We start from the raw sequence: 20,058 nt of genomic DNA, 5'->3' as shown, positions 1-20,058 counted from the left end.
GCGATGACCCGCCTGGCGTAGTCTACTTTTACGCCCCCGGTCGGGCGGGGGAGAATGCCGAAAATTTCCTCACAGGCTTCAATGGCATCCTGCAAATCGACGGCTATACTGGCTACAATCGGCTGACCAAACCCTCGCGCAAGGGCGGCGTGCCCATTCGGGTGGCGCCTTGCTGGGCGCATGCGCGGCGTAAGCTCAAGGAAGTATTTGACCGCGACGGATCAGAGATCGCGGCCGAAGGTCTGCGTCGCATCGCCGAGTTCTACGCCGTCGAGGCCGACATCCGTGGCATCTCGCCCGGTCAGCGTCTCTCTGCCCGACAATCCCGAGCTGCGCCATTGGTGGCGGCCTTCGGTGACTGGCTGCAGGCACAACGCCGCAAGATCTCCGCCAAATCCCGGCTGGGCGAAAAGCTGACCTACATCCATAACCATTGGGACGGGTTGCAAACATTCCTGACCGACGGCCGCGTCGAGATCGACTCCAACAGGGTTGAAAACCTGATCCGCCCCATCGCCCTCAATCGTAAAAACGCACTCTTCGCGGGCCATGACGAAGGCGGAATCGCCTGGGGCCGCATCGCCTCCCTGATCGAAACCTGCAAGATCAATGGCATCGAGCCCTTCGCCTACTTGAAGGCAACCCTGACCGCGATCGCCAATGGCCATCCTCAAAGCCGCATCGACGATCTGCTGCCATGGAACTTCAGGCCGTCAAGCTGAGTTGAACGTGCTGCCCAGCGACCGCTTACTTCGATGACGCATCACGCTTCAAAAGGTCATCAGGTGCGGGCGCATATCTCGGGCTGACGCCAAGACGACACGAGTCCGGCGACACCAGCAGAAATGGACGCATCTCGAAGCAGGGCGACAAGATGGCGCGAAAGCACCTTTATCGGCCGGCTGAAGCCCCTGATCGACAGCACTGGGATAAAGTTCTTGGGCGATGGTGAAGGGCAGGCGCAAACACGAAATTCAGGGGCGCCGCCAATCGTTGCCCGGCAACCCGCCCTTTGTGCTGATGCACGTTCTTACAAATTTATTTTTAAAGTGATTAATTTCAATATGATACGGGAAGTTGATCTCTGCTAATTACGGACGTCATACAACGGCAAGTATTTCTGAAATCGAGCTCCCGCAACCAACACTGTCTTGTAACCGGTGCGCTGATCCCACCTATTTGACGTAGTTCCACGGTAGCAGATCGTTAATCTGGCTTTGTTTTTGGCCTTCGACGATGGCTGTGAGCGTGTTTGCCAGATAGGCATGCGGATCGAGATCGTTCAATTTACAGATCTCGATCAAGGACGCGATGACGCCCCAGTTTGCGGCACCGGCATCATGACCAGCGAAGAGTGCATTTTTGCGGTTCAAAGCGATAGGCCGGATCGTGCGTTCGCACCATTGCCCGGCAATCGATACAAAGTATCGATGAGAGGGGGTATTATTGTCCATCTCGATGCGACCGTCAGTCAGAAACAGGCACAGTCCATCCCAGTATTTTGCAATGTATTTGAACGCTTCGCCGAGAGGGGCCTTGGCTGAGAGGCGCGCTCGATTGGTCGTGAGCCACGCCTCAAACGCGACGATCAATGGTGCTGAGCGGTCTTGCCGTGCGCCCAGACGTTCCTCGGCGGTCAAGCCACGGATACTCTTTTCGATCTGGTAGAGTGCAGCGATCTGTTTCAATCCCGCCTCAGCGATGGGGGCTGAGCCCGCTTGCGCAACCTCATGCAGTTTGCGCCGCGCATGAGCCCAGCAGTATACCAACCCAACCTTGTCATCGACACGTTTGAGTAGGCGATTGTATCCTGCATACCCGTCCACTTGGAGGATGCCCGTGAAGCCATTCAAAATGTCATCAGCATATTGGCCGGACCGTCCCGGCGCATATGTGAAGGCCACACCGGGTGGAGCCGTGCCGCCCCATGGGCGGTCATCGCGGGCAAGTGCCCAGAAGTATCCAGTTTTGGTTTTGCGTTTACCCGGATCGAGCACCGGGGCGCGGGTCTCGTCTGTTACCCAGCAGGCGATTGCAGGGCAATCGGCCGGGAGGGCATGAATAGCTTGGTCGACTGCTTCAGATCGGCCATCAACGCTTCAAACACGGGCCGCAGCTCATAGGCCGCTTTGCCGACCCATCCGGCGAGAGTGGAACGATCCAGATCGATACCTTGGCGGCTGTAAATTTGCGCCTGACGATACAGGGGCAGATGATCTGCGTATTTGCTCACCAAAACATGCGCCACTGTTGCATCAGTTGGCATGCCGCCCGGGATCAGGCGCGCTGGTGCAGGCGCTTGCACCACGCCATTGGTGCAGGATCAGCAGGCATATTTCGGGCGGCGGGTGACAATCACACGGAACTGCGCAGGAACGATGTCGAGGCGTTCGCTGATGTCCTCACCGATCACATGCCGTTCAGCGCCGCAGCCGCAGGTCATGCTATCGGGCGCAATCACCTCTTCAATGCGGGGCAGATGCTTGGGCAGTGAGCCACGGTTGGTATTGCGCGGTTTTGCCGGGCGCGATGCAGGCGGATCCACCGCGTCATCTTCAGCGCGGACCGCCGCCATAGCCGTTTTGATATCTTCCAGCGCCAGCTCATATTGCTCCGGGTCGGCCTTCTCAGACCTTGCGCCAAACAGGGCACGTTTGAAGTCAGAAACCAGTTTCTCCAACTGATCGATACGATCCTGCTTGCGCAGATTGCGGTTCTCTGAGGCAACAAGAAGCGCTTTCAGGGTTTCAACATCATCAGGGAGATCGGCAAGTTTTGACATGGGGAATGACTATCATTTCCAACACCTCAGCACCCCTACAAAAGACAACCTGATTCACTCTGCCGCAGTGGGGGGGCGCACTGACAAAGCCCTTACTTTGCGCCAGTCTAAACCCGAGAACAGCACTTCAAACTGAGCGTGGTTCAAGGCCATCAGCCCATCTTTGATCGCGGGCCAGGTGAAGATATGCTCCTCCAACCTTTTGTAAGCCATGACCAAACCAGTGCCATCCCGATACAGCAGCTTAATCCGATCTGCCCGTCTTGAGCGGAACACAAAAACTGTCCCCCCTCACGGCAGATTTACTTTGCAAATCGCCTGCCGGGCAACGCGTGAACGGATCCTTGCGCAGCTCGTTCTTAATCAGCGCTGCGAGCCCGTCATGCCCTTTGCGGAAGTCGACAGGCTTGGTCGCCACAACGATCCGCACTCGGTTCGAAGGGAACATCATGAGGGCGCATTCAAGGCACGGACAATCTCGGCAATGCGTGCCGCAGATGTGTTTGCGTCCAATCGCACATGGACGCTGCCACAGAGCAGATCCAACGGGGGCGCAGGTTCAGGAACCGCATCAACTTCCTCGCGCACAACCAACGCCGCAAAGCTCGCCTCTTCGGTCACAGCGGGCAAAACCAGCTTGCCCTCGCACGCCATGCGCCGCCATTCCGACAAATGATTGGCCCGCATGTCATAACGCCGCGCAACCGCGCCCACCGAGGCACCCTCAACCAACGTCTCGGCCACAATTTGCGCCTTCACTGCATCCGGCCACCGGCGGTGACCACGCGGCCACACAACCATATCAATGTTGCTGAGAAACTCCGTTGAGCGCTCCATGGAGAACCTCCCTGATCATCCATCCATGGGGGCTGAATCTCAGATCAGCGGCGCACAAGGAAGGTGGGCTGGGCGCACCGCTAACGCTTCAATCTTCAACCGCTCCACTTCGGCTATGGCCTTGCCGGGGTTCAAGCCGCGCGCGCAGGTCCGGGTGCAGTTCAGGATCGTGTGGCAGCGATAACGCCGGAACGGCTCGTTCAGCACCTCCAATCGCGCAACCTGACTCTCGTCGCGGCTGTCGGCCAGCCAGCGCCAAGAGGTGATTAAGGCGGCGGGACCAAGGAAACGGTCGCCGTTCCATCAATGGCTGGGACATCCCGAGGTGCAGCAAAAACACATGATATATTCGTAATAGCCGTCAAGGGCTGTGCGCTGCGCAACCGACTGCAGGCGCTCATGCTCTGGCGCAGGCGTTTCGGTTTTCAGCAAGGGCTCGGTCAGGACGTGCTGAGCGAAAAGTTGCGTCTGATCGGTGATCAGATTCTTGATCACCGGCAGGTTGACCAGCGGGTAGATGGTGACAGGATCGGACAACTCATCCATGGCGCGTGTGCAAACCGTCCAGTTGGTGCCGTCAATGGTCATCGCGCAAGGCCCGCAAACCTTTTGCGGCGAGAGCGGCGCAAGGTCAGCGTCGCATCGAACCTGGACTTAATCCAGATCGGCGCATCCAGCAGCATCGGCCCGCAATCGTCCAGATCAACGCGGAAGGTGTCCATCTGCGGGCCGTCCTTACCGTCCGGATTGAAGCGGTGAATGCGCAAGGTCGCGATCCGGGTCGCCCCCTCGGGCGCGGGCCGGAATTTCCCTTCGGTGATCCGAGATGCCTTTGCAACAGCAAAATCGCTTGGCACCGGAAAGCGACGCGGCCATTTCAGGCGGGGGATTTCGTCCACTTCGTCAGAGTGTTCGACCATTATGTGGCCCAATGCATGTGAATGGTTTCTGAAACAGAACCTTCATTCATCATCAGACCTCGTCCGCAAGCGGGGCACGCTGATGGCCATAGGATCGCTGGCGGGAAAGCTCTCGTTCAGCGCCTCGTCAAGAAGTGCATCGATGTGGGTTTTGTGGGTGGTATCAGGGCCATGTTGCAAAGGGGTGGCCAAGGCCTTTTGCACCGCGCCTTTGTCGGAGCCTGAAACTGGATACGATTGCGGTGCGGCGCTGATTATATCGTATTTGCTGGTCGATTGCACGTTGCCGTGTTCATCTACATCGACCCTGATCCCAAGCACAGCAGAGGCGAAGATCTGATGAGGTTTGTCATCCGCGTCGCCGGTCCCCACTTCAAGCCACCGGCTGATCGCGCCAATTTCTATGCCGTCATGCAACTCGTTGGTACTGATGTCAAATGCCTCGGCCACTGCAGTCATATCAGGCTCAAATCTGTCGGCGGGAAGTGTGATTTTTTCCATCGATACCTCTTCATGCTTTGTCGTGTGGTGCTGCCATGGACCCGGCTTTCGCAGCAATACCCCAGCGCCTTTTGACAACGCTCAACATTTTACGAACCTCTCATGAAGTTCGCGCGCGGATGCTGACTGGCGATAGGACAGGAAGACAGCTTTCCAGCGACCATCTGATTTCGAGATGTTTGGCAACAGCTGGTCAATCAGCTGCTGTTACACGGGACGCCTGCATGGACCAAAACGCAAGCGCAAACTCATTTTGTCGAACGCGTAAAGGCTCCAACGATACCAAAGTTGCCTTTGGACCTTAATCCACGGGCTTTACACGCCCTGCGGGAAAGGTTGCGCGCGACAGAACGCTGCCTTCCGCATCTACGGTCAGCCTCAGCGCGTGCCCATCATGCCGAAAGGTCAGGCGAAAGCGGCCTTCATCATCGCCCTCACCCTTTTCGCACAGGCTGGTCACTTCGCCTGCGCGCATTTTTTCTTGCAACTGCGAAGGGTCCAGCCCGAAAGCTGCGGCGACAAGGATTGCGTCCACCTCAAAGCCTTGGGCCGTAACCGTAATACTGCTCATTTGGTTTCGCGCCAGTGGCCGTTGGCGGCGGCGATGGTGGCGAAATGGGTCGCGACCACTGCGCTGACCGCAATCAGGGAGTTTGCATCCTCGGCATAATCCGGGCGCATCCGTTCGCGCGCGGCGGCATCGGGTTGCGTTAATTTGATGGTCATGCGTGAAAGCTTCAGCGCAAGGTTATAGCCTTCTGTCGGTGTCGGTGTGATCAGGGTGGGCAGCCAGTTATCCATGGGTCGTGTCCTTTGCAGGCAGGGTGGTGAGAGGTTTGTCGGGGGCGTTCAGCACGCGGGCGGCGGCACCGTCAAGGTCTTCGTATTGATTATGGCGCATGGCCCAGAAAAATGCGGCCAAACCTGTCAGGCCAAGGCCGATTGAGACGGGGATGAGGAAGTAGTAGTTCATTTCGCCTCCTCCTGCTTGTGTGGGCGCAGGGCAAGCCATGCGTGCCAAGTGCCGTGGCCGAGCAGCGGAAAGATCACGATCAAACCCAACAACCCGGTGGCAGCCGACAATGCGAACCCAAGGGTGACAATCGCGCCCCATGGCAGCACGGCACGTAGGTTCTGGGTGGTCATGGCAAAGGATGTGCCAAGTGCCGTCAGCGCATCAACGCGGCGTTCCAGCAGCATGGGGATGGAAAACAGGCTGATCGCCATGGCAAAGGACGCAAACAGCCCGCCGATGGCCGATCCGGTTGCAATCATCGCCCAGCCGCGCGGCGTGGTCAGCAATTGGCTGGCCAGATTGTCAAACCCCGGAAATGCCACCATCCCGAAAAACAGCGCATAAAGCAGATCGGCGGCGCGCAACCATAGCATGATCAGCAAGCACAAAAGCAGACCTGCAAACGCGACTTGCCCGCCCGCGCGGGGATGCACGAACAGCATTTGCGCGAACGTGGGGCTCGTGCCCAACCCCAAGCAGCGGCTTTTTTCATACAGGCCGATGGCCAGCAGCGGGCCGATGACGAGAAACCCCGACAGGGCGGGAAAGATCAGGTTGCTCAGGCCCACCTGGACCAGCCCCGCAATCACGGCCACTGATAAAAGCGTTATGGCCAATCCGTAGATCAGGCTGGTGGCGGGGCTTTGGCGCAAGTCGCGCCAGCCTGCCGCCAGCCAATCCAGCGCCGCCGTTTGCGAAAGGTTTCGTGCGAAACGGTCTGGCGGGCGGTGACGCGCTTCAAGTGCGGGAAGGGGTTCAAGCATGGGTTCTCCCTTTCAGCAGCCCGGCTTTGCGGCTGCCATGTCGGGTGCGGTCGTCACACAACCGGGTTGCGAGGTGAAGGCCACAGTGACCAGATGCCAGTTCGCGCCGATCACCAAGGCCAAGGCAGCAAAGGCCACGGCGATCCAAAACCGGGGAGATCGGGTCATTGCGCATCCTCCGCTCCCTTGGTGTGCAGGCCTTCGACATACAGCGCCAGCATGCGGATTTCGGCATCTGTCAGGCGCGGCTGCCATGCGGGCATAACGCCTTGGCGGCCGTTCAACAGGGTAAGGCGGATGGTGGCCGAATCGCCGCCATATATCCAGTCGGCATCGGTCAGGTTCGGTGCGCCAAGGCCTTCCACACCTTTTGCATCGGCGCCGTGGCACGCGGCGCAGTTTTCCTGAAAGAGCACGGCACCTTCAGACGGGTCATCTGGAACCACCCCCGCGCCAAGAGTCTGGACATAGCCTGTCAGCACGGCAATCTCTGGGCCTGATAGCAGGCCATCCCGGCCAAAGGCGGGCATCTGTGCAACATGCGTGTCGGGATGTGGGCTGTTGATGCCATAGCGCAAGGTCACCGTGATATCCTCTGCCGTGCCGCCCCACAGCCAGATATCATCCGATAAACGGGGAAAGCCTGGGCCGCCCATACCGCCCGCGCCGTGGCAAGCCTGGCAATTTTCACCAAAAAGCTGTCCGGCAGTGGCCAGCGCGCGGCCCATCAGGTCGGGGTTGGCGCGGATGGTGTCAAAGTCTTCGGTGGCCAGTGCGGTAGTCCAATCTGCGCGGGCGGCTGTGGCTGTGGCAACATCGGCGGCCACGGCGATTTTTTGGTCACCGCCCAAAAGCCCCATGCTGTGCGTGTTCCCCAAAGGCCACGCCGGATAGAGCGTCCAGATGATCACCGCATAAACATGTGTGACCAGCATGAACCACAGTACAACGCGCGGGATGGGGGAATTCAGTTCCTTTATCCCGTTCCAGTCATGCCCTGTGGTCATGTAGCCCGAGAATATGTCGCGTTCGGTTACGGACATGGTTTATCCTCCGCTGTCAGGATCGCGTTTGCGGCCCGATCCGCTGCGGCCTTGCGAGAGGGGCGATAGGTGTGGATCACGATGATGATGAAAAATCCCATCAGGTAGAACAGCCCCACGGTCTTGGCCAGAAACAGCGCGAAATCATGGGTCATTGGGGCACCTCCGCCGCATAGGGCGCTTGGGTCAACTGCCCCAGAATTTGAAGATAGGCGATCACAGCATCCATCTCGGTCACTTCGCGGGCATCGGTGAAGCGGCGTATGGTTGTCGCCTCGCCATAGCGGTCCACGAGGCCTGTGGCTGCATCGCTATCAGGGCGGGCCTGTGCGGTGGCATCGCGGGATGCATTTGCGATCATATCATCCGTGTAAGGCACGCCAAGTTGGGCCAGCACCGCCAGATGCGCGCCAAGACCTTCTACATCCAGCGGTGTGGTCGCCAGCCAAGGATAGGCGGGCATGATCGAGGTTGGCACTACCGCGCGCGGATAGATCAGGTGTGCTTCGTGCCAATCGTCAGAATACTTGCCGCCCAGGCGGGCAATATCCGGCCCGGTGCGCTTTGACCCCCACAGCATCGGGTGGTCATACTGCGACTCTGCGGCCAGCGAATAGGGGCCATAACGCTCCACCTCGTCGCGCAGGGTGCGGATCATCTGGCTGTGGCAGGCATAGCAGCCCTCGCGGATATAGATGTTGCGCCCGGCTAGTTCCAAGGGCGTATACACCCGCATATCGGGCAGCGTTTCCACCGTATCATCAATGGTGAACAGCGGCGCGATTTCGACCAAGCCGCCCACGCTGGCCGCCAGAATGATGGCGACAACAAAGCCGACCGAGTTCTTCTCAAGGTTGTAGTGGAATTTGAAAATCGACATGGGGCTACTCCGCCGCTTGGGGGGAAAGGGGGCGGTCGGGGGCGGCGTCGCGCGCCCCGCGAATGGTCAGCCAGATGTTTACTGCGCCCACACAGATGCCCGCCAGAAACAGCGCGCCACCCAGCACGCGGGCGATGTAATAGGGGCGCATCGCCTCCATGCTCTCTATGAAGGAATAGTTGAGTGTGCCGGCAGAATTATAGGCCCGCCACATCAGCCCTTGCGTAATCCCCGCGTTCCACAGCGAGAACACATAGGTCAGCAGCCCCGCCAGCGCCAACCAGAAGTGCCATTCCACCAGCTTGGGCGAATACATCGCCGTGCGGCCCCAAATTTGTGGGATCACCGAATAGAACGCGCCAAAGGTCACCATCGCCAGCCACCCCAGCGCGCCGGAATGGACGTGCCCCACGGTCCAGTCGGTATAATGCGACAGCGCGTTGACCGGGCGAATGGCCAAAAACGAGCCTTCAAATGTCGACAGCCCGTAGAACACTGCCGCGATGAACATAAAGCGCAGCGTGGCATCGTCGCGCACCCGGTGCCATGCGCCGTTCAGTGTGGCCAGCGCGTTGCCCGCAGATGCCCAGCTTGGCACCAGCAGCATGATTGAAAACGTCATGCCAAGGTTTTGGACCCAAGTCGGCAAGGCCGTGTAATGCAGATGGTGCGAGCCGACCCAGAGGTAGAAAAACGTGATCCCCCAAAAGCTGATGATCGACAGGCGATAGGAAAAGATCGGCCGCTGCGCACGCATCGGCAAGTAGTAATACAGCATCCCCAAAAAACCCGAGGTCATAAAGAACGCCACCGCATTGTGCCCATACCACCATTGCACCATCGCGTCCTGCACGCCCGAAAACGCCGGATAACTTTTGGCCCCGGTCCAACTGACCGGGATGGCTGCGGCGTTCACGATATGCAGCATCGCCACCACCACGATAAACGCGAGGTAATACCAGTTGGCCACATAGATATGCGGTTCTGCCCGCCGTTTCAGCGTGCGCAGATACAGGACAAGATAAGTGACCCAGACGATCACCAGCCAGATATCGGCATACCATTCGGGTTCCGCGTATTCCTTGGACTGCGTGACGCCCATGAAATAGCCCGTCACCGCCCAGACCAGAAACAGGTTATAGCCGATCAGCACAAACCAAGGAGACAACTGATCAGCCAGCCGCGCGCGGCAGGTGCGCTGCATGACGTGAAACGAAGTGGCAATCAGCGCATTGCCGCCAAAGGCAAAGATCACGCCCGTGGTATGCACCGGGCGCAGGCGGCCATAGCTGGACCACGCTTGTCCAAAGGTCGCATCCGGCCACACCATCAAGGCCGCCACCCACAGCCCGATGGTCATTGCAAACACGCCCCATATCATCGCCAGCACGATGCCCACCTTGATCGGGTCATCGTAATATTGCTGCAAGCGGGCCGGGTTCGGGGCTGGTTCTTCCAGCACGCTGCCGACCGCGAATACCAGTGCCAACCCCAACGCTAGCGCCATGAACCCATGCACCGCAATCGGATCATGGCCCCCAAGGGCCGCCATGGTCAGGCCCAGAAGGGCGAGGCCTATGGCCATCGCCATGCCGATCTGGCGTTCACGCGGGGTAAGGATTGCAATCATGGAATATTCCGTTCGCGCAAGGACATGGGGTTCAGACTAGGTCTATTAGGGATCGCGTGGCTGACACAGATCAGCCCCGGATTATTCTATGCCAAAACAGGCATTTCGGTTGGAACAGAGTTCAATGGCGGCAGGGCGACATCGGCAAGGCTGGAGCGGTCAAGATCGGCCAGAAACGCAACTTCGGCGCTGCGCAATCGGGATTTGAGGCTGCAACAGCCAATCAGGGTGCAGGTGCCGCCGCTTTCCGCAAAGCAATCGACCAGCGGTTGCCCCATTTCCAGCAGGCGCACCACTTCACCCAACGGTATTTGATCGGCGGGACGGGCCAGCATGGCACCACCACCACCACCGCGCCGGGTGGTCACGATGCCACCACTGGCAAGGGTCGCCATGATCTTGGCCAGGTGATGGCGTGACAGTCCAAATTCCGTCGCCAATACAGCAGTAGAAAAGGCGCGATTGGGCCCCGATGCCATTCGCATCAATGCGCGTAGGCCATAATCGGTGAAGGAGGTTAGGCGCATGGAACATCCATTGAATTAGTATTTACAATACGTATTAACAGAGTTTATCCCTGATGCAAAGTGAATAAAGGATGCAGCCCTTATGACGACCCCCAATGATATCCGCAGCGCCCGCCCCGCCGTCACCGCTGATCTGATGGCGCGCACGGGGCTGGATGACGCAAACCTGACCCGGCTGGTGCATGGGTTTTACGACCGCATCCGCACCGATCCACTGCTGGGTCCGATCTTTGCCGCGCATGTCGATGACTGGGCACCGCATTTGGAAAAGATGGTCGATTTCTGGTCCTCGGTGGCGTTGATGACCGGTCGCTACCACGGCGCGCCGATGCCAAAGCACTTGCCCTTGCCAGTTGAGGCGGAGCATTTCGAGCGGTGGCTGGACCTGTTCCGCCAGACCGCAAAAGAGGTTTGCCCGCCCGAAGGTGCGGCCCTAGTGATCGATCGCGCGACCCGCATCGCCGCCTCAATCCACATGAATGTCATGGACGCGCGGGGCGGGTATAGCAGGGCAGGGATGCCCCCGCAGCTTTGACCAAGTGTGACTGTCGTGACCGAATACCCTGACAATGCCGCGTGCCAGATCAGCGTATGCGGACGCTCACACAGTGCGATATTCTGACGCAGAAAAGCGCCCAACGTTGGAGAGAAGCCGCTGACAGAATGAACGAAGACAGTGCTGCGTGATTTAGGGGCTGATTAGGGGCTGGACTAAAAAATCCCAATATTACCTAATAATTTCAGTGGAATATGGTGAGAGGCGGTCCTTAGACTGATATCCATAAGTCGTTATTTATAAAAGAAATTTAATCACGCAAAAATATCATACCACGAAAAATACCTCATCAAACTCCCGAAATGCCGATTTCAGCGATCTGCTCGCTTAGTACGACTTGTAGCGATCTGCGTAATTCAACGCGTTTGCATGTTGCAAGTAAGAGTTCATGTTGTCGATAGTCTTGGCCATCCCCCGCCTTCCCGAACCGTTCACTCACCCCACAGGTGGAACGTATTGTTTATTACTCAAAGACCTCGAAAATTTTTTCTGACATCACCTATTCGAAACTATAGATTTTTAAGAACGGGCCCATTTTCGTCAAAACTTTTGGAGATTTTAGAATGAACGCTTCGGAAGCTCGTCAGAACCGGCGACAGATGTTGGGCATCACGCTCTGCGCCATAGTTGGTGCCGGTATGGTAATGATTTTTCTGGGACTTTACTTCACCACGGAATACCGCAAATTGCAGTTGCAACACGCTGCGGAGTCCGGCGGATTGTACGTGGAGGGTTTTCTTGCACCCCATGCCCATGAGTTTTTCTCAGAGGGTGCGCTCTCCGTTCAAAGTAAAGAAGCGCTTGAATCGTTTCTGCTGCGGCTGCCTGTCGCGGGCCATTTTGACATTCTGAAAATCTGGGACCTGGACGGGAAGATGATATTTAGCACCGATGGAACAGTGTTAGATGAAGATGAATCACCTGAGGACCTCAGAAAGGCCCTTGCGGGGGAGATTGTGGTAGAGGTCTATACCGACAACGAAGATCACCCAGACACAACGATCGAACCGCCATACTTGGAAATCCACGCCCCGATCCTTGACACCACCAACAGCAAGGTCATCGCGGTCGGGGAAATATATCAGGATGCAACTGGGTTCTTTCGTCAACGAGCAATTGTCGAAACATCAATCTGGGTTGCACTTGGTATATCCTCGACAATTGCTTTAGTGGGACTTTTGCTGCTTGTCATTTCCCAAAGGGCGGCACATTTGCGACACGTCACTGAGATCAACGCCATTGCCCGACAGAACAGAGTTCTCAAAGAAGCAGCAGACCGGGCCCGAAACGAAGCCAGCGGTGCGAATGAGAAGATTCTCAATCAGATCGGCGCGGATTTGCATGATGGCCCAATTCAAATGCTGAGCCTGCTCATGCTGACGCTTGATCGGGAGAATTCGATGGCTATGCCGCTTGGCTTGACCAAGCGTGAGCTGGGAGACCACGTGATTGAGGACCTTCGCGCGATCTCTACCGGTCTTGTCCTGCCCGAAATCCGCGACCTGACGCTTGAGGCAACGCTGCGTCTTGCCACCACCAGGCATGAAGAATTCACAGGCAATAAGGTCGATATTGTCTTCGAGAACCTTCCTGAAACGGTTGACCAAGGCTTGAAGATTTGTTGCTACCGTCTGGTTCAAGAAGGGTTGATGAATGCGCATCGTCATGCCAGTGGCGCTGAGCAGAGGGTCTCGGCGACCGTGTCGAACAATGAACTGCTCATTTCAGTCAGCGATAGCGGATCTGTCGTCTTGAACCGAGATGAGGGGGATAAGCGTCCAAGCCGTGGAATCGGGTTGCTTGGAATCCGGCAAAGGTTGGACGTCTTTGGTGGCACACTGGAAATTAGGCAACGTGAAACTGGCGGAACCGAATTGTTCGCCAAGATCCCATTGATTTGAAAGGGTTGCGTAGCCTCAGTTCATTGAAGGGCGTTTTTGTCCAGACGCTTCAATGCCAAGCTCTTGCGCGGCAAGCACAACTTCGATCCGGTTGCGCGCATTCAGTCGCTGCATAAGCATTCTCATATAATGCTTTACTGTTTTTTCAGTCAGTGAAAGAGAGTCCGCGATTTCTTGATTGGTTTTGCCCCATAACAAAAGGCGCAGCACTTGCACCTCTCGGTTGCTCAGGCGCAAGGCCGCAGCCGAGGCGCGGCGCACAGAGGCACTGCGCAGTCCGGCAATAACTTTTGCACCAAAACTTGGTGATATATAGGTCTCACCGTCGTGGACTGAACGTATCGCACGGATCAGTTCATTTTCGGAACTGCCCTTGAGAAGGTAGCCACTTGCTCCGGCCTCAAGCGCTGCAACGGCATGATCGACCGAGGTGACAGCGGTGAAAATCAACACTTTTGTCTTTGACTTGCCTTGGACGAGCTTAGAAATCGCCTCAAGCACATTTCCCGGCATATTGAGGTCGGCCACAATCACATCCGGTTGATCCCGATCCGCTATGTCGAGAACGCTTTGTGCGCATGTCCCGGTACCAATCGTCCGAAAACCGGAATTCTCGCTGAACACATGTTCAATGCCCGATAGCAAGATCGGATGATCGTCGACAAAGGCTATGCTTATGATTTCCAATGCCACCTTCAACTCCATTTAATATCGCAAAGTGCCAATATAATTTTCAAATTCAGCAGTACAAAAAATCCGATCCATGAACCGCGCGAGTAAACAATTAAGTGCGGCTTGAACGCCTATTATACATGACCTCCACGCAATATCTTCAAGAAGTAAATGGCAATATTCTGTTCTGTTGTTGAACAATTCATACGGTTGCGATGGAAAATCAGCACCTGACAGCGTCAATTCTTTAGAAGGCAGCTCTACCTTGGATTGAAATCTAAGATGGGCCGGCCGAACGTACGATCACAAATATTTCGTCATCAGCGTACTGATAGACGGAAGGAAGCAGACTTAAATATATAATATCATTCAAATTTAAAAACAGCCGACACTTTCTCTCCTCTGAATCTCTTCCAGCCCGGCACCGCAAGCGCACAACCCTGAAGTGATACATCGGTTGGCCTTTATGTTCGTGAAACTAAATGATGGAAGCTGTCGGCATTTTTGCTGAATGTGATCAAATGTTCACAATTGGATATGGTTCGCAAGTTTCTCCTAAAAGATTTTTTCTTATATGGAAACAATCATCTGGTATGCTCGAGACTGGTCGAGTTTACGAAACAATCATACTTCCCATGATCGTGGACCGAGGGTCCAGACGACATATGATTCGGAAGAATGCACCTGTCAAATTTCGTTGAGCAACACCAGCTCCATAGGCGTATGATCCCACGGCTTGATGCTTTCTCAGATGGAATACCCCCTGGAATTGTAGGCGCCTAGGTTAAGTGTCTGGGCTGGGGGGCGCAAAGTAGCTGACTGATTGAGGATCAGCTCCAGATCAATCTGCACATGGCAGCGGTTGTCTTCAATGCGCGCGTATACACCTGCGAAGTCTGAACATAAAAATAGATCTATTCATCCTAGACGCGATCTAACAAGGGCGGGGGCGGAACCCGCCGGATTGCAGATCGCGGCTATTGCAACCTTTGGAAAATTCTACTAGCGTCATTCTACTCAGGGAAGGTTCTGCATCGACAGAGGACCGAAAGGGGTACTTAACGCTCACGGAAGGCGCGGCTGAACTGGTCCATGACCGGCTTGGCAAGGTAGGATACCACGGTCCGTTCGTCTGTCTGCACATAGACCTCGACAGGCATCCCCGGCATCAATGCACTTTCTCCCAGCTTGGCCAGTTCAAGCGCCGAGACTTCTACATGGCCAATATAGTACCGCTCCCCCGTTACTTTGTCTTGCGTCGTGGCAGGTGCCACATAGCTGACATTGCCAAGAAGTTCCGGAGTTGTTCGCTGATTGAACGAAGAGAACCGCAGCCGTGCAGGACTGTCTTTGGCTACCTGTTCGATATTCACAGGTGCCAGCCTTACCTCGATTTTAAGTCTTGCGTTCAAGGGCACGATAGTTGCGAGAACCTCTGCTGGAGAGATGACCCCGCCTACGGTGTGGATGTTCAACTCGTTAATAGTGCCAGAAAGGGGCGCGCGGATATCTGTGCGAGACAGCCTGTCGCGAAGCGCAGAGGCACGTTCATTCAACTCTTGCAGGCGCGCTTCGACGACACTTAGTTCGCGCTGCGCTTCGGTGCGCGCTGTTTGGTCAATCGACAATATCTCAAGCCGTATTTCGCTACTACGCGTGCGGGCGCGGGCGATGCTCGAGTCAATCTCTCCTAACTCACCGCGCAGATTAACGCGTTCGCGGCTAATTGTGTAGAGGCGGCTCGCCTCGATCAGCTTGCGTTTGTTCAGATCATCAGTGCGGTCGAACTCTGCTTCGACCAAAGCGATCTCTTCATCCTTTGCGGCCCTTTGGTTTTGAAGCCCGGCGATTTCTTCCTCGATCTGCACGATGCCCAATTCAAGCTGCTGTTTCTGGCCTTCGCGGCTTTCACGTTGTCCATTAAACAACCGGCTTTCGGCTGCAGCGAAGGCTTGTGACTCGGCGTCCGTTGTGTAGCCGACCGGGAAAATGATGTCAGGCAATTGTTCACGTTCGGCAAGTAGACGCGCCTTGCGTGCGGTCAATTCTGTGGACTGAGACTGCACAATTGCCAATTCAGCCCGTGTCTGTGCATCGTCGAGCCGTAGCAAAATCTGGCCGGCCTCAACGTGATCTCCGGATTTTACCGCAATGTCAGAGACAATACCGCCGTCGCGGTGCTGCACCGACTTGACGTTCTGGTCGATGATCACGAGGCCAGGCGCAATTACTGCGCCGGCAAGCTTGGACGTTGCAGCCCAACCTCCTATCCCGCCAATTAGCAATGCACCAAGAATACACGCCGTTATGACCTGTGGGCCGAACCGAAAAGTCGTCGTGCGCACTGCATTGGCGGGCTTTTGAGGTACGAATTTTTGTTGCGTCTCCATCCGGTGATCTCCTTCAAATTGCTTTTGAAAACGACTTAAGAATTCTCTGCCCAAGTCAGGAAGTGATGACCGCTGAGAGTGACAATCGTCAATTGAGAGAAGTCGTCATTGTCCCATTCGACAATGGTTTCCTCGCGGTCGTCATCATATTTTTCGTACCTATAGCGAATGTAGCTGGAGTCATCGGCCTCTTTTGCGGAGCCACTCATGACGTCGAAAAGGTCATCGTCGTCATCATCGTCCGGCTTTTCGAAGATCAGGAGTTTGCTGGTCTTGATCGTGTCACCTATGTTGAAATCCAGGATTTGATGAGCAGTTATGGCCGACGTGGAACTTGGAACGACATTGATAAATTCAAATGTATTCGCCCCACCCCCACCAAAAAGTGTGACCTCCTCGGCACCAATAATGAAATGATCGTTGCCACCGCCGCCCTTAACTATCTCAAAGTTCATGATAGTGTCCGATCCGAGATCATTGCCTGTGGCGACCTGGGCGACCAAATTGATCTTCATGTCAGAGGTAACTTGGGAATAATCCAAGGTGTCCTCACCCTCACCACCATCAAAGAAGTCATCTCCACATCCGCCGTGGCGGCTACCAGATCGTCCCCCGCGCCGCCAAAAACGATATCTGCGCCGATGCCATCTGATATAAAGTCATCACCTGCGTCGCCGAATAGGATATCGTCGCCTCCATCACCAAATATATGGTCGTTTCCGTCCCCGCCCGAAACTAGGTCATTGCCAGCACCACCCTGAATCTTATCGTTCCCAGCACCGCCGAAAATCACATCATCCCCTTGACCCCCTGACAAAGTATCATCGCCTGAGCCGCCGTAGATGAAATCGTTGCCCGCACGCGCATCGATGTTGTCATCGTTTGCAAGTCCATGGATTTCATCGATAAAAAAAGTGCCCGCCAGCACATCAGCCTGATCCGTTCCTGATTTCTCGTTTGGAACGATAGAAAAATGCGCAACTTCCGGGATGCTGGCCTGCCCATCGGAGACCGTGAATTTCATTTGGACCGGGCCAAGCATTGCAGGATCTGCACGAAACAGGTAGCCACCATCGACTTTTGTTAGCGTGCCAGATGTAACTGACGCATCCAGAATAGTCAGCTCGTCGCCATCAGGATCCGAGATATTGGCTAGGAGGTCGGACAACGCTATCATAACCATTGCACCGCTGGTCACATCAAACAGGTAATTCGGACGCCCAGATCGTGGTGCACGATTTCGGACATGGGTTTCGTCGATGACCGCACTCTCTTCTATGGGCTCTTCGGGGGGCCAAGCATCGGCGATGGCATCGGCGCTACCGAACAATGACTGCAGATCCACCTCATCTGGTCGTGCGTTTGGCGCGCTGTCCCAATTTGCTGGCGCTTCCATCTTACCAGAAAACCCCGAGGTGAGCGTTTTCTGGACATCCTTGCTGCCGTGAAAATTGGTTTGGGTCGCGGTCGCTGAAAACTTGAACGAAACGCGTGGCGTTATTTCCGGCTCCGGGTCAATAGAGCGAGCGTGCTCCAGAAGAGGCGGCGAAAGAACATCTTGGGTCAGGGGCGTGCTTGTTGCTACGGGGGAAACCGCGCCTTCGTCTATCTCTTCACCCGCCGTAGCGGCTTTAGGAGAAATTGCTGATTTCAGATAGAGCACAAGCGCCGCAATCAGCGCGCCTATCACATAGGGCGTGCGCGCGTTTTGAGGTTCAGCCTTTAAAGCATAAATATCTGCGGGATCGTTTTGCTGGGTCTCAGATTTTGTGCCTTTAACCGTAATCATGATGCACCTCCAACTGCTGTCCGCTGATTGGATTTAGCGCGATCCGCAGCAACCTTGCCGTGTTCGCCCGCGACCGGCTTGGGCCCCAGGATTTCCTCTTTCGGGCCAAAACCCGTCATCCGCCCGCCTTGGATGACGGCCACAAGATCGACAGCGGCAAGCGCACTTGGGCGGTGGGCAATTACGATGGCAATACCGCCACGGGTGCGGATTTTCTTGATTGCCTCCGTCAGTGCGCTTTCCCCTTCGCCGTCCAGGTTCGAATTTGGTTCGTCCAGTACAACCAAGAACGGGTCGCCATACAGCGCGCGCGCAAGCCCGATGCGTTGGCGTTGACCGCCCGAAAGCGCAGTACCTGAAGCACCAAGCTGGGTACGGTAGCCCTCGGGCAAGTGGACGATCATTTCGTGTACGCCCGCCGCCTGAGCAGCCGCGACAATCATTTCAGGATCGGCATTTTCGCTGAAACGTGAAATGTTCTCTTCGATGGTCGCATCCATCAGCGCCACATCTTGCGGAAGATACCCAATGCTATTGCCAAGCGCCTCGCTGTCCCATTGGGTAACTTCTGCACCGTCAAGACGGACACTGCCGCGCAGGGTTGGCCAGATGCCGGTCAGCGCCCGCACCAGCGTGGTTTTACCGCCACCGCTTGGGCCGATAATGCCAACGGCCTGTCCGGCCTTCATTTCGAACGCCACATCGCTAAGAAGAACCCGCCCTGAACCGGGCGCAGCGACCGTTATTCCTTCGACTTTCAGGGATAACTTTGGTTTTGGTAGTGGCATAGGTTCGTCCGCCGACGCGAGGACCACGACAGTTTCCTTTAACCGCGTAAAAGCAGTCCGCGCTGCAACGATGTGTTTCCAATTGCCAATAGCAAGGTCAATTGGCGACAGAGCCCTGCCAGCGGCGACAGAGGCCGCGATGATTGCACCCGCCGAAAGTTCACCCTTGATAGTAAGGAATGCACCGAGGCCGAGAACCGAAGACTGCAGGATCATACGCAGCACGCGGGAAAGTGCGCCAAGAGTCCCGCTGATGTCGTTGGTACGGGTATGAAGTTCGAGATGCTCCTCATTAGCCGCATTGAAACGACGAACAGCCCGCCCGGCGATCCCCATTGCCCGCAAGACATCGGCATTTCGCGCGTTGGAGTCGGCAATTGTATTGCGCGTGATCGCCGCTTGGTGTGTCGCGCTGCTCTGTTTGCGTGTGAGAAGTTCCGTGGCAATTGTAATGAGAGTCAGGACGAAAGCACCGCCGAGTGTCAGCGCGCCAAGCAGCGGGTGAAGGAAATAGGTGAAAGCTAGAAAGATCGGCATCCAGGGGAGGTCAAAAAGTGCGACCGGTCCTTGGCTGCCGAGAAACCCCCGCACTGTGTCAACATCTCGTCCTCGCTCCAAAGACTCCGACGTGGAGAATCCGAAGCGTGGCATATCAATTGCCACTTGATGCGCCAACGGCGCGATCTTGCGATCAAGCCTCGCGCCGATACGAATAAGTATCTGCGAGCGGAGGATGTCAAAGAAACCCTGAAAAACATACAGCCCGATCGCCAGCGCCGAAAGGGCAAGCAATGTCGGGATACTCGCGCTACCCAGCGCGCGATCATATATCTGAAGCATGTAGAAAGCGCCTGTCAGCGCTAGAATGTTGATGACACCCGACATGCCGAATAGGAAGACGAATACGCTACGGAATCCGCTGGTGAGCATCTCCACCTGTTTGCGCTTCGCCGCATTAATTTGCTCTTTCGATTTCATTGTGTTCCCCCAACCCAACAGGACTAAAATGTGATTTCTACCAAATCCTCGCGGGCGGGTTTCGATCCGCCCGCGAGATGTCGCA

General features: G+C 56.0%; 22 protein-coding genes and 3 pseudogenes. 4 read left to right on the top strand and 21 right to left on the bottom strand.

The window, feature by feature from the left end:
* Together tnpC (AKU79_RS02965) and AKU79_RS19685 are read left to right on the top strand one after the other, a co-directional pair.
* Window positions 1–722, top strand: a 722-nt coding sequence (tnpC, locus tag AKU79_RS02965; RefSeq protein ID WP_156209428.1) for an IS66 family transposase, incomplete at its 5' end; no start/stop codon positions are given.
* Window positions 723–757: 35 nt separating this feature from the next.
* Window positions 758–952 (top strand): annotated as a pseudogene (locus AKU79_RS19685) (transposase); the annotation flags it as partial.
* Window positions 953–1,175: 223 nt separating this feature from the next.
* Here the strand turns inward: AKU79_RS19685 and tnpC (AKU79_RS02955) are convergent.
* The 16 genes and pseudogenes from tnpC (AKU79_RS02955) to AKU79_RS02895 form a co-directional block, all read right to left on the bottom strand.
* A pseudogene (gene tnpC / locus AKU79_RS02955) lies at window positions 1,176–2,782 on the bottom strand (IS66 family transposase).
* Window positions 2,783–2,836: 54 nt separating this feature from the next.
* Window positions 2,837–3,058 (bottom strand): IS66 family insertion sequence element accessory protein TnpB, encoded by a 222-nt coding sequence (gene tnpB / locus AKU79_RS19990; protein ID WP_156209426.1) that lies wholly within the window; start codon window positions 3,056–3,058, stop codon window positions 2,837–2,839.
* The gene (gene tnpB / locus AKU79_RS19985; RefSeq protein ID WP_408002828.1) at window positions 3,027–3,230 is read right to left on the bottom strand and encodes an IS66 family insertion sequence element accessory protein TnpB; all 204 of its coding nucleotides are present in this window, start codon (window positions 3,228–3,230) and stop codon (window positions 3,027–3,029) included. Before tnpB (AKU79_RS19985) ends, tnpB (AKU79_RS19990) begins: the two co-directional genes overlap by 32 nt.
* Window positions 3,230–3,619, bottom strand: a complete 390-nt coding sequence (locus AKU79_RS19175) for a transposase (RefSeq protein ID WP_050522099.1) — start codon at window positions 3,617–3,619, stop codon at window positions 3,230–3,232. The genes tnpB (AKU79_RS19985) and AKU79_RS19175 overlap by 1 nt, the downstream gene beginning before the upstream one ends.
* Before the next feature lie 39 nt (window positions 3,620–3,658).
* Window positions 3,659–4,476 (bottom strand): annotated as a pseudogene (locus tag AKU79_RS02940) (succinate dehydrogenase iron-sulfur subunit).
* A 105-nt stretch (window positions 4,477–4,581) separates the two neighbouring features.
* Window positions 4,582–5,040 (bottom strand): DUF6522 family protein, encoded by a 459-nt coding sequence (locus AKU79_RS02935; RefSeq protein ID WP_050522098.1) that lies wholly within the window; start codon window positions 5,038–5,040, stop codon window positions 4,582–4,584.
* 301 nt (window positions 5,041–5,341) lie between these two features.
* The gene (locus AKU79_RS02930) at window positions 5,342–5,611 is read right to left on the bottom strand and encodes a DUF6522 family protein (protein ID WP_050522097.1); all 270 of its coding nucleotides are present in this window, start codon (window positions 5,609–5,611) and stop codon (window positions 5,342–5,344) included.
* On the bottom strand, window positions 5,608–5,841 hold the full coding sequence (locus AKU79_RS02925) for a hexameric tyrosine-coordinated heme protein (RefSeq protein ID WP_050522096.1): 234 nt from the start codon (window positions 5,839–5,841) through the stop codon (window positions 5,608–5,610). Before AKU79_RS02925 ends, AKU79_RS02930 begins: the two co-directional genes overlap by 4 nt.
* Window positions 5,834–6,013, bottom strand: coding sequence for a cbb3-type cytochrome oxidase assembly protein CcoS (ccoS, locus tag AKU79_RS02920; protein ID WP_050522095.1), 180 nt, complete (start codon window positions 6,011–6,013; stop codon window positions 5,834–5,836). Before ccoS ends, AKU79_RS02925 begins: the two co-directional genes overlap by 8 nt.
* The gene (locus tag AKU79_RS02915) at window positions 6,010–6,819 is read right to left on the bottom strand and encodes a DUF2189 domain-containing protein (RefSeq protein WP_050522094.1); all 810 of its coding nucleotides are present in this window, start codon (window positions 6,817–6,819) and stop codon (window positions 6,010–6,012) included. Before AKU79_RS02915 ends, ccoS begins: the two co-directional genes overlap by 4 nt.
* Before the next feature lie 12 nt (window positions 6,820–6,831).
* On the bottom strand, window positions 6,832–6,987 hold the full coding sequence (locus AKU79_RS19450; RefSeq protein WP_197087201.1) for a hypothetical protein: 156 nt from the start codon (window positions 6,985–6,987) through the stop codon (window positions 6,832–6,834).
* Window positions 6,984–7,862: a cytochrome-c oxidase, cbb3-type subunit III gene (gene ccoP, locus AKU79_RS02910; RefSeq protein ID WP_050522093.1), complete on the bottom strand. Its 879-nt coding sequence runs from the start codon at window positions 7,860–7,862 to the stop codon at window positions 6,984–6,986. The genes AKU79_RS19450 and ccoP overlap by 4 nt, the downstream gene beginning before the upstream one ends.
* Entirely contained in the window at window positions 7,853–8,017 is a 165-nt protein-coding gene (locus AKU79_RS18845; protein ID WP_082223902.1) for a cbb3-type cytochrome oxidase subunit 3, read from the bottom strand. Before AKU79_RS18845 ends, ccoP begins: the two co-directional genes overlap by 10 nt.
* Window positions 8,014–8,742, bottom strand: coding sequence for a cytochrome-c oxidase, cbb3-type subunit II (gene ccoO, locus AKU79_RS02905; RefSeq protein ID WP_050522092.1), 729 nt, complete (start codon window positions 8,740–8,742; stop codon window positions 8,014–8,016). The genes AKU79_RS18845 and ccoO overlap by 4 nt, the downstream gene beginning before the upstream one ends.
* A 4-nt stretch (window positions 8,743–8,746) precedes the next feature.
* Complete coding sequence (ccoN, locus tag AKU79_RS02900) at window positions 8,747–10,372, bottom strand: cytochrome-c oxidase, cbb3-type subunit I (RefSeq protein ID WP_050522091.1); 1,626 nt, start codon at window positions 10,370–10,372, stop codon at window positions 8,747–8,749.
* A gap of 86 nt (window positions 10,373–10,458) precedes the next feature.
* Window positions 10,459–10,899 (bottom strand): Rrf2 family transcriptional regulator, encoded by a 441-nt coding sequence (locus AKU79_RS02895; RefSeq protein WP_050522090.1) that lies wholly within the window; start codon window positions 10,897–10,899, stop codon window positions 10,459–10,461.
* An 82-nt stretch (window positions 10,900–10,981) separates the two neighbouring features.
* On the opposite strand from AKU79_RS02895, the gene AKU79_RS02890 reads away from it, so the two are divergent.
* Both AKU79_RS02890 and AKU79_RS02885 read left to right on the top strand, forming a co-directional pair.
* Entirely contained in the window at window positions 10,982–11,434 is a 453-nt protein-coding gene (locus AKU79_RS02890) for a group III truncated hemoglobin (RefSeq protein ID WP_050522089.1), read from the top strand.
* Between the two features lie 584 nt (window positions 11,435–12,018).
* Window positions 12,019–13,356, top strand: a complete 1,338-nt coding sequence (locus tag AKU79_RS02885) for a sensor histidine kinase (RefSeq protein ID WP_050522088.1) — start codon at window positions 12,019–12,021, stop codon at window positions 13,354–13,356.
* Between the two features lie 15 nt (window positions 13,357–13,371).
* On the opposite strand, the gene AKU79_RS02880 is transcribed toward AKU79_RS02885, so the two are convergent.
* The 5 genes from AKU79_RS02880 to AKU79_RS02860 all read right to left on the bottom strand — a co-directional run bounded on the left by AKU79_RS02880 (window position 13,372) and on the right by AKU79_RS02860 (window position 19,973).
* Window positions 13,372–14,061, bottom strand: coding sequence for a response regulator (locus tag AKU79_RS02880; protein WP_050522087.1), 690 nt, complete (start codon window positions 14,059–14,061; stop codon window positions 13,372–13,374).
* Between the two features lie 1,025 nt (window positions 14,062–15,086).
* Entirely contained in the window at window positions 15,087–16,418 is a 1,332-nt protein-coding gene (locus tag AKU79_RS02875; RefSeq protein ID WP_050522086.1) for an HlyD family type I secretion periplasmic adaptor subunit, read from the bottom strand.
* A gap of 35 nt (window positions 16,419–16,453) precedes the next feature.
* Window positions 16,454–16,933: a calcium-binding protein gene (locus tag AKU79_RS02870; protein WP_050522085.1), complete on the bottom strand. Its 480-nt coding sequence runs from the start codon at window positions 16,931–16,933 to the stop codon at window positions 16,454–16,456.
* Window positions 16,930–18,207, bottom strand: a complete 1,278-nt coding sequence (locus AKU79_RS02865) for a calcium-binding protein (protein ID WP_050522084.1) — start codon at window positions 18,205–18,207, stop codon at window positions 16,930–16,932. The genes AKU79_RS02870 and AKU79_RS02865 overlap by 4 nt, the downstream gene beginning before the upstream one ends.
* Complete coding sequence (locus AKU79_RS02860; RefSeq protein WP_050522083.1) at window positions 18,204–19,973, bottom strand: type I secretion system permease/ATPase; 1,770 nt, start codon at window positions 19,971–19,973, stop codon at window positions 18,204–18,206. The genes AKU79_RS02865 and AKU79_RS02860 overlap by 4 nt, the downstream gene beginning before the upstream one ends.
* Window positions 19,974–20,058 lie beyond the last annotated feature (85 nt).

The sequence above is a fragment of the Pseudorhodobacter wandonensis genome (assembly GCF_001202035.1).
Classification (GTDB): Bacteria; Pseudomonadota; Alphaproteobacteria; order Rhodobacterales; family Rhodobacteraceae; genus Pseudorhodobacter; species Pseudorhodobacter wandonensis.
Note: the sequence above shows the minus strand (reverse complement) of the source record. Positions and strands in the feature narration are given on the sequence as shown.

Bases quoted from the DNA above. Each gene is read 5' to 3' on its own strand.
- AKU79_RS18845 (WP_082223902.1), bottom strand. From the start codon at position 8,017: ATGACCCATGATTTCGCGCTGTTTCTGGCCAAGACCGTGGGGCTGTTC.
- AKU79_RS02935 (WP_050522098.1), bottom strand. From the start codon at position 5,040: ATGGAAAAAATCACACTTCCCGCCGACAGATTTGAGCCTGATATGACT.
- AKU79_RS02875 (WP_050522086.1), bottom strand. From the start codon at position 16,418: ATGGAGACGCAACAAAAATTCGTACCTCAAAAGCCCGCCAATGCAGTG.
- AKU79_RS19450 (WP_197087201.1), bottom strand. From the start codon at position 6,987: ATGACCCGATCTCCCCGGTTTTGGATCGCCGTGGCCTTTGCTGCCTTG.
- AKU79_RS02865 (WP_050522084.1), bottom strand. From the start codon at position 18,207: ATGATTACGGTTAAAGGCACAAAATCTGAGACCCAGCAAAACGATCCC.
- ccoP (WP_050522093.1), bottom strand. From the start codon at position 7,862: ATGTCCGTAACCGAACGCGACATATTCTCGGGCTACATGACCACAGGG.
- AKU79_RS02885 (WP_050522088.1), top strand. From the start codon at position 12,019: ATGAACGCTTCGGAAGCTCGTCAGAACCGGCGACAGATGTTGGGCATC.
- AKU79_RS02860 (WP_050522083.1), bottom strand. From the start codon at position 19,973: ATGAAATCGAAAGAGCAAATTAATGCGGCGAAGCGCAAACAGGTGGAG.
- AKU79_RS02870 (WP_050522085.1), bottom strand. From the start codon at position 16,933: ATGAAGATCAATTTGGTCGCCCAGGTCGCCACAGGCAATGATCTCGGA.
- tnpB (WP_408002828.1), bottom strand. From the start codon at position 3,230: ATGTTCCCTTCGAACCGAGTGCGGATCGTTGTGGCGACCAAGCCTGTC.
- ccoS (WP_050522095.1), bottom strand. From the start codon at position 6,013: ATGAACTACTACTTCCTCATCCCCGTCTCAATCGGCCTTGGCCTGACA.
- AKU79_RS02915 (WP_050522094.1), bottom strand. From the start codon at position 6,819: ATGCTTGAACCCCTTCCCGCACTTGAAGCGCGTCACCGCCCGCCAGAC.
- AKU79_RS02895 (WP_050522090.1), bottom strand. From the start codon at position 10,899: ATGCGCCTAACCTCCTTCACCGATTATGGCCTACGCGCATTGATGCGA.
- AKU79_RS02930 (WP_050522097.1), bottom strand. From the start codon at position 5,611: ATGAGCAGTATTACGGTTACGGCCCAAGGCTTTGAGGTGGACGCAATC.
- ccoO (WP_050522092.1), bottom strand. From the start codon at position 8,742: ATGTCGATTTTCAAATTCCACTACAACCTTGAGAAGAACTCGGTCGGC.
- ccoN (WP_050522091.1), bottom strand. From the start codon at position 10,372: ATGATTGCAATCCTTACCCCGCGTGAACGCCAGATCGGCATGGCGATG.
- AKU79_RS02925 (WP_050522096.1), bottom strand. From the start codon at position 5,841: ATGGATAACTGGCTGCCCACCCTGATCACACCGACACCGACAGAAGGC.
- AKU79_RS19175 (WP_050522099.1), bottom strand. From the start codon at position 3,619: ATGGAGCGCTCAACGGAGTTTCTCAGCAACATTGATATGGTTGTGTGG.
- AKU79_RS02890 (WP_050522089.1), top strand. From the start codon at position 10,982: ATGACGACCCCCAATGATATCCGCAGCGCCCGCCCCGCCGTCACCGCT.
- AKU79_RS02880 (WP_050522087.1), bottom strand. From the start codon at position 14,061: ATGGAGTTGAAGGTGGCATTGGAAATCATAAGCATAGCCTTTGTCGAC.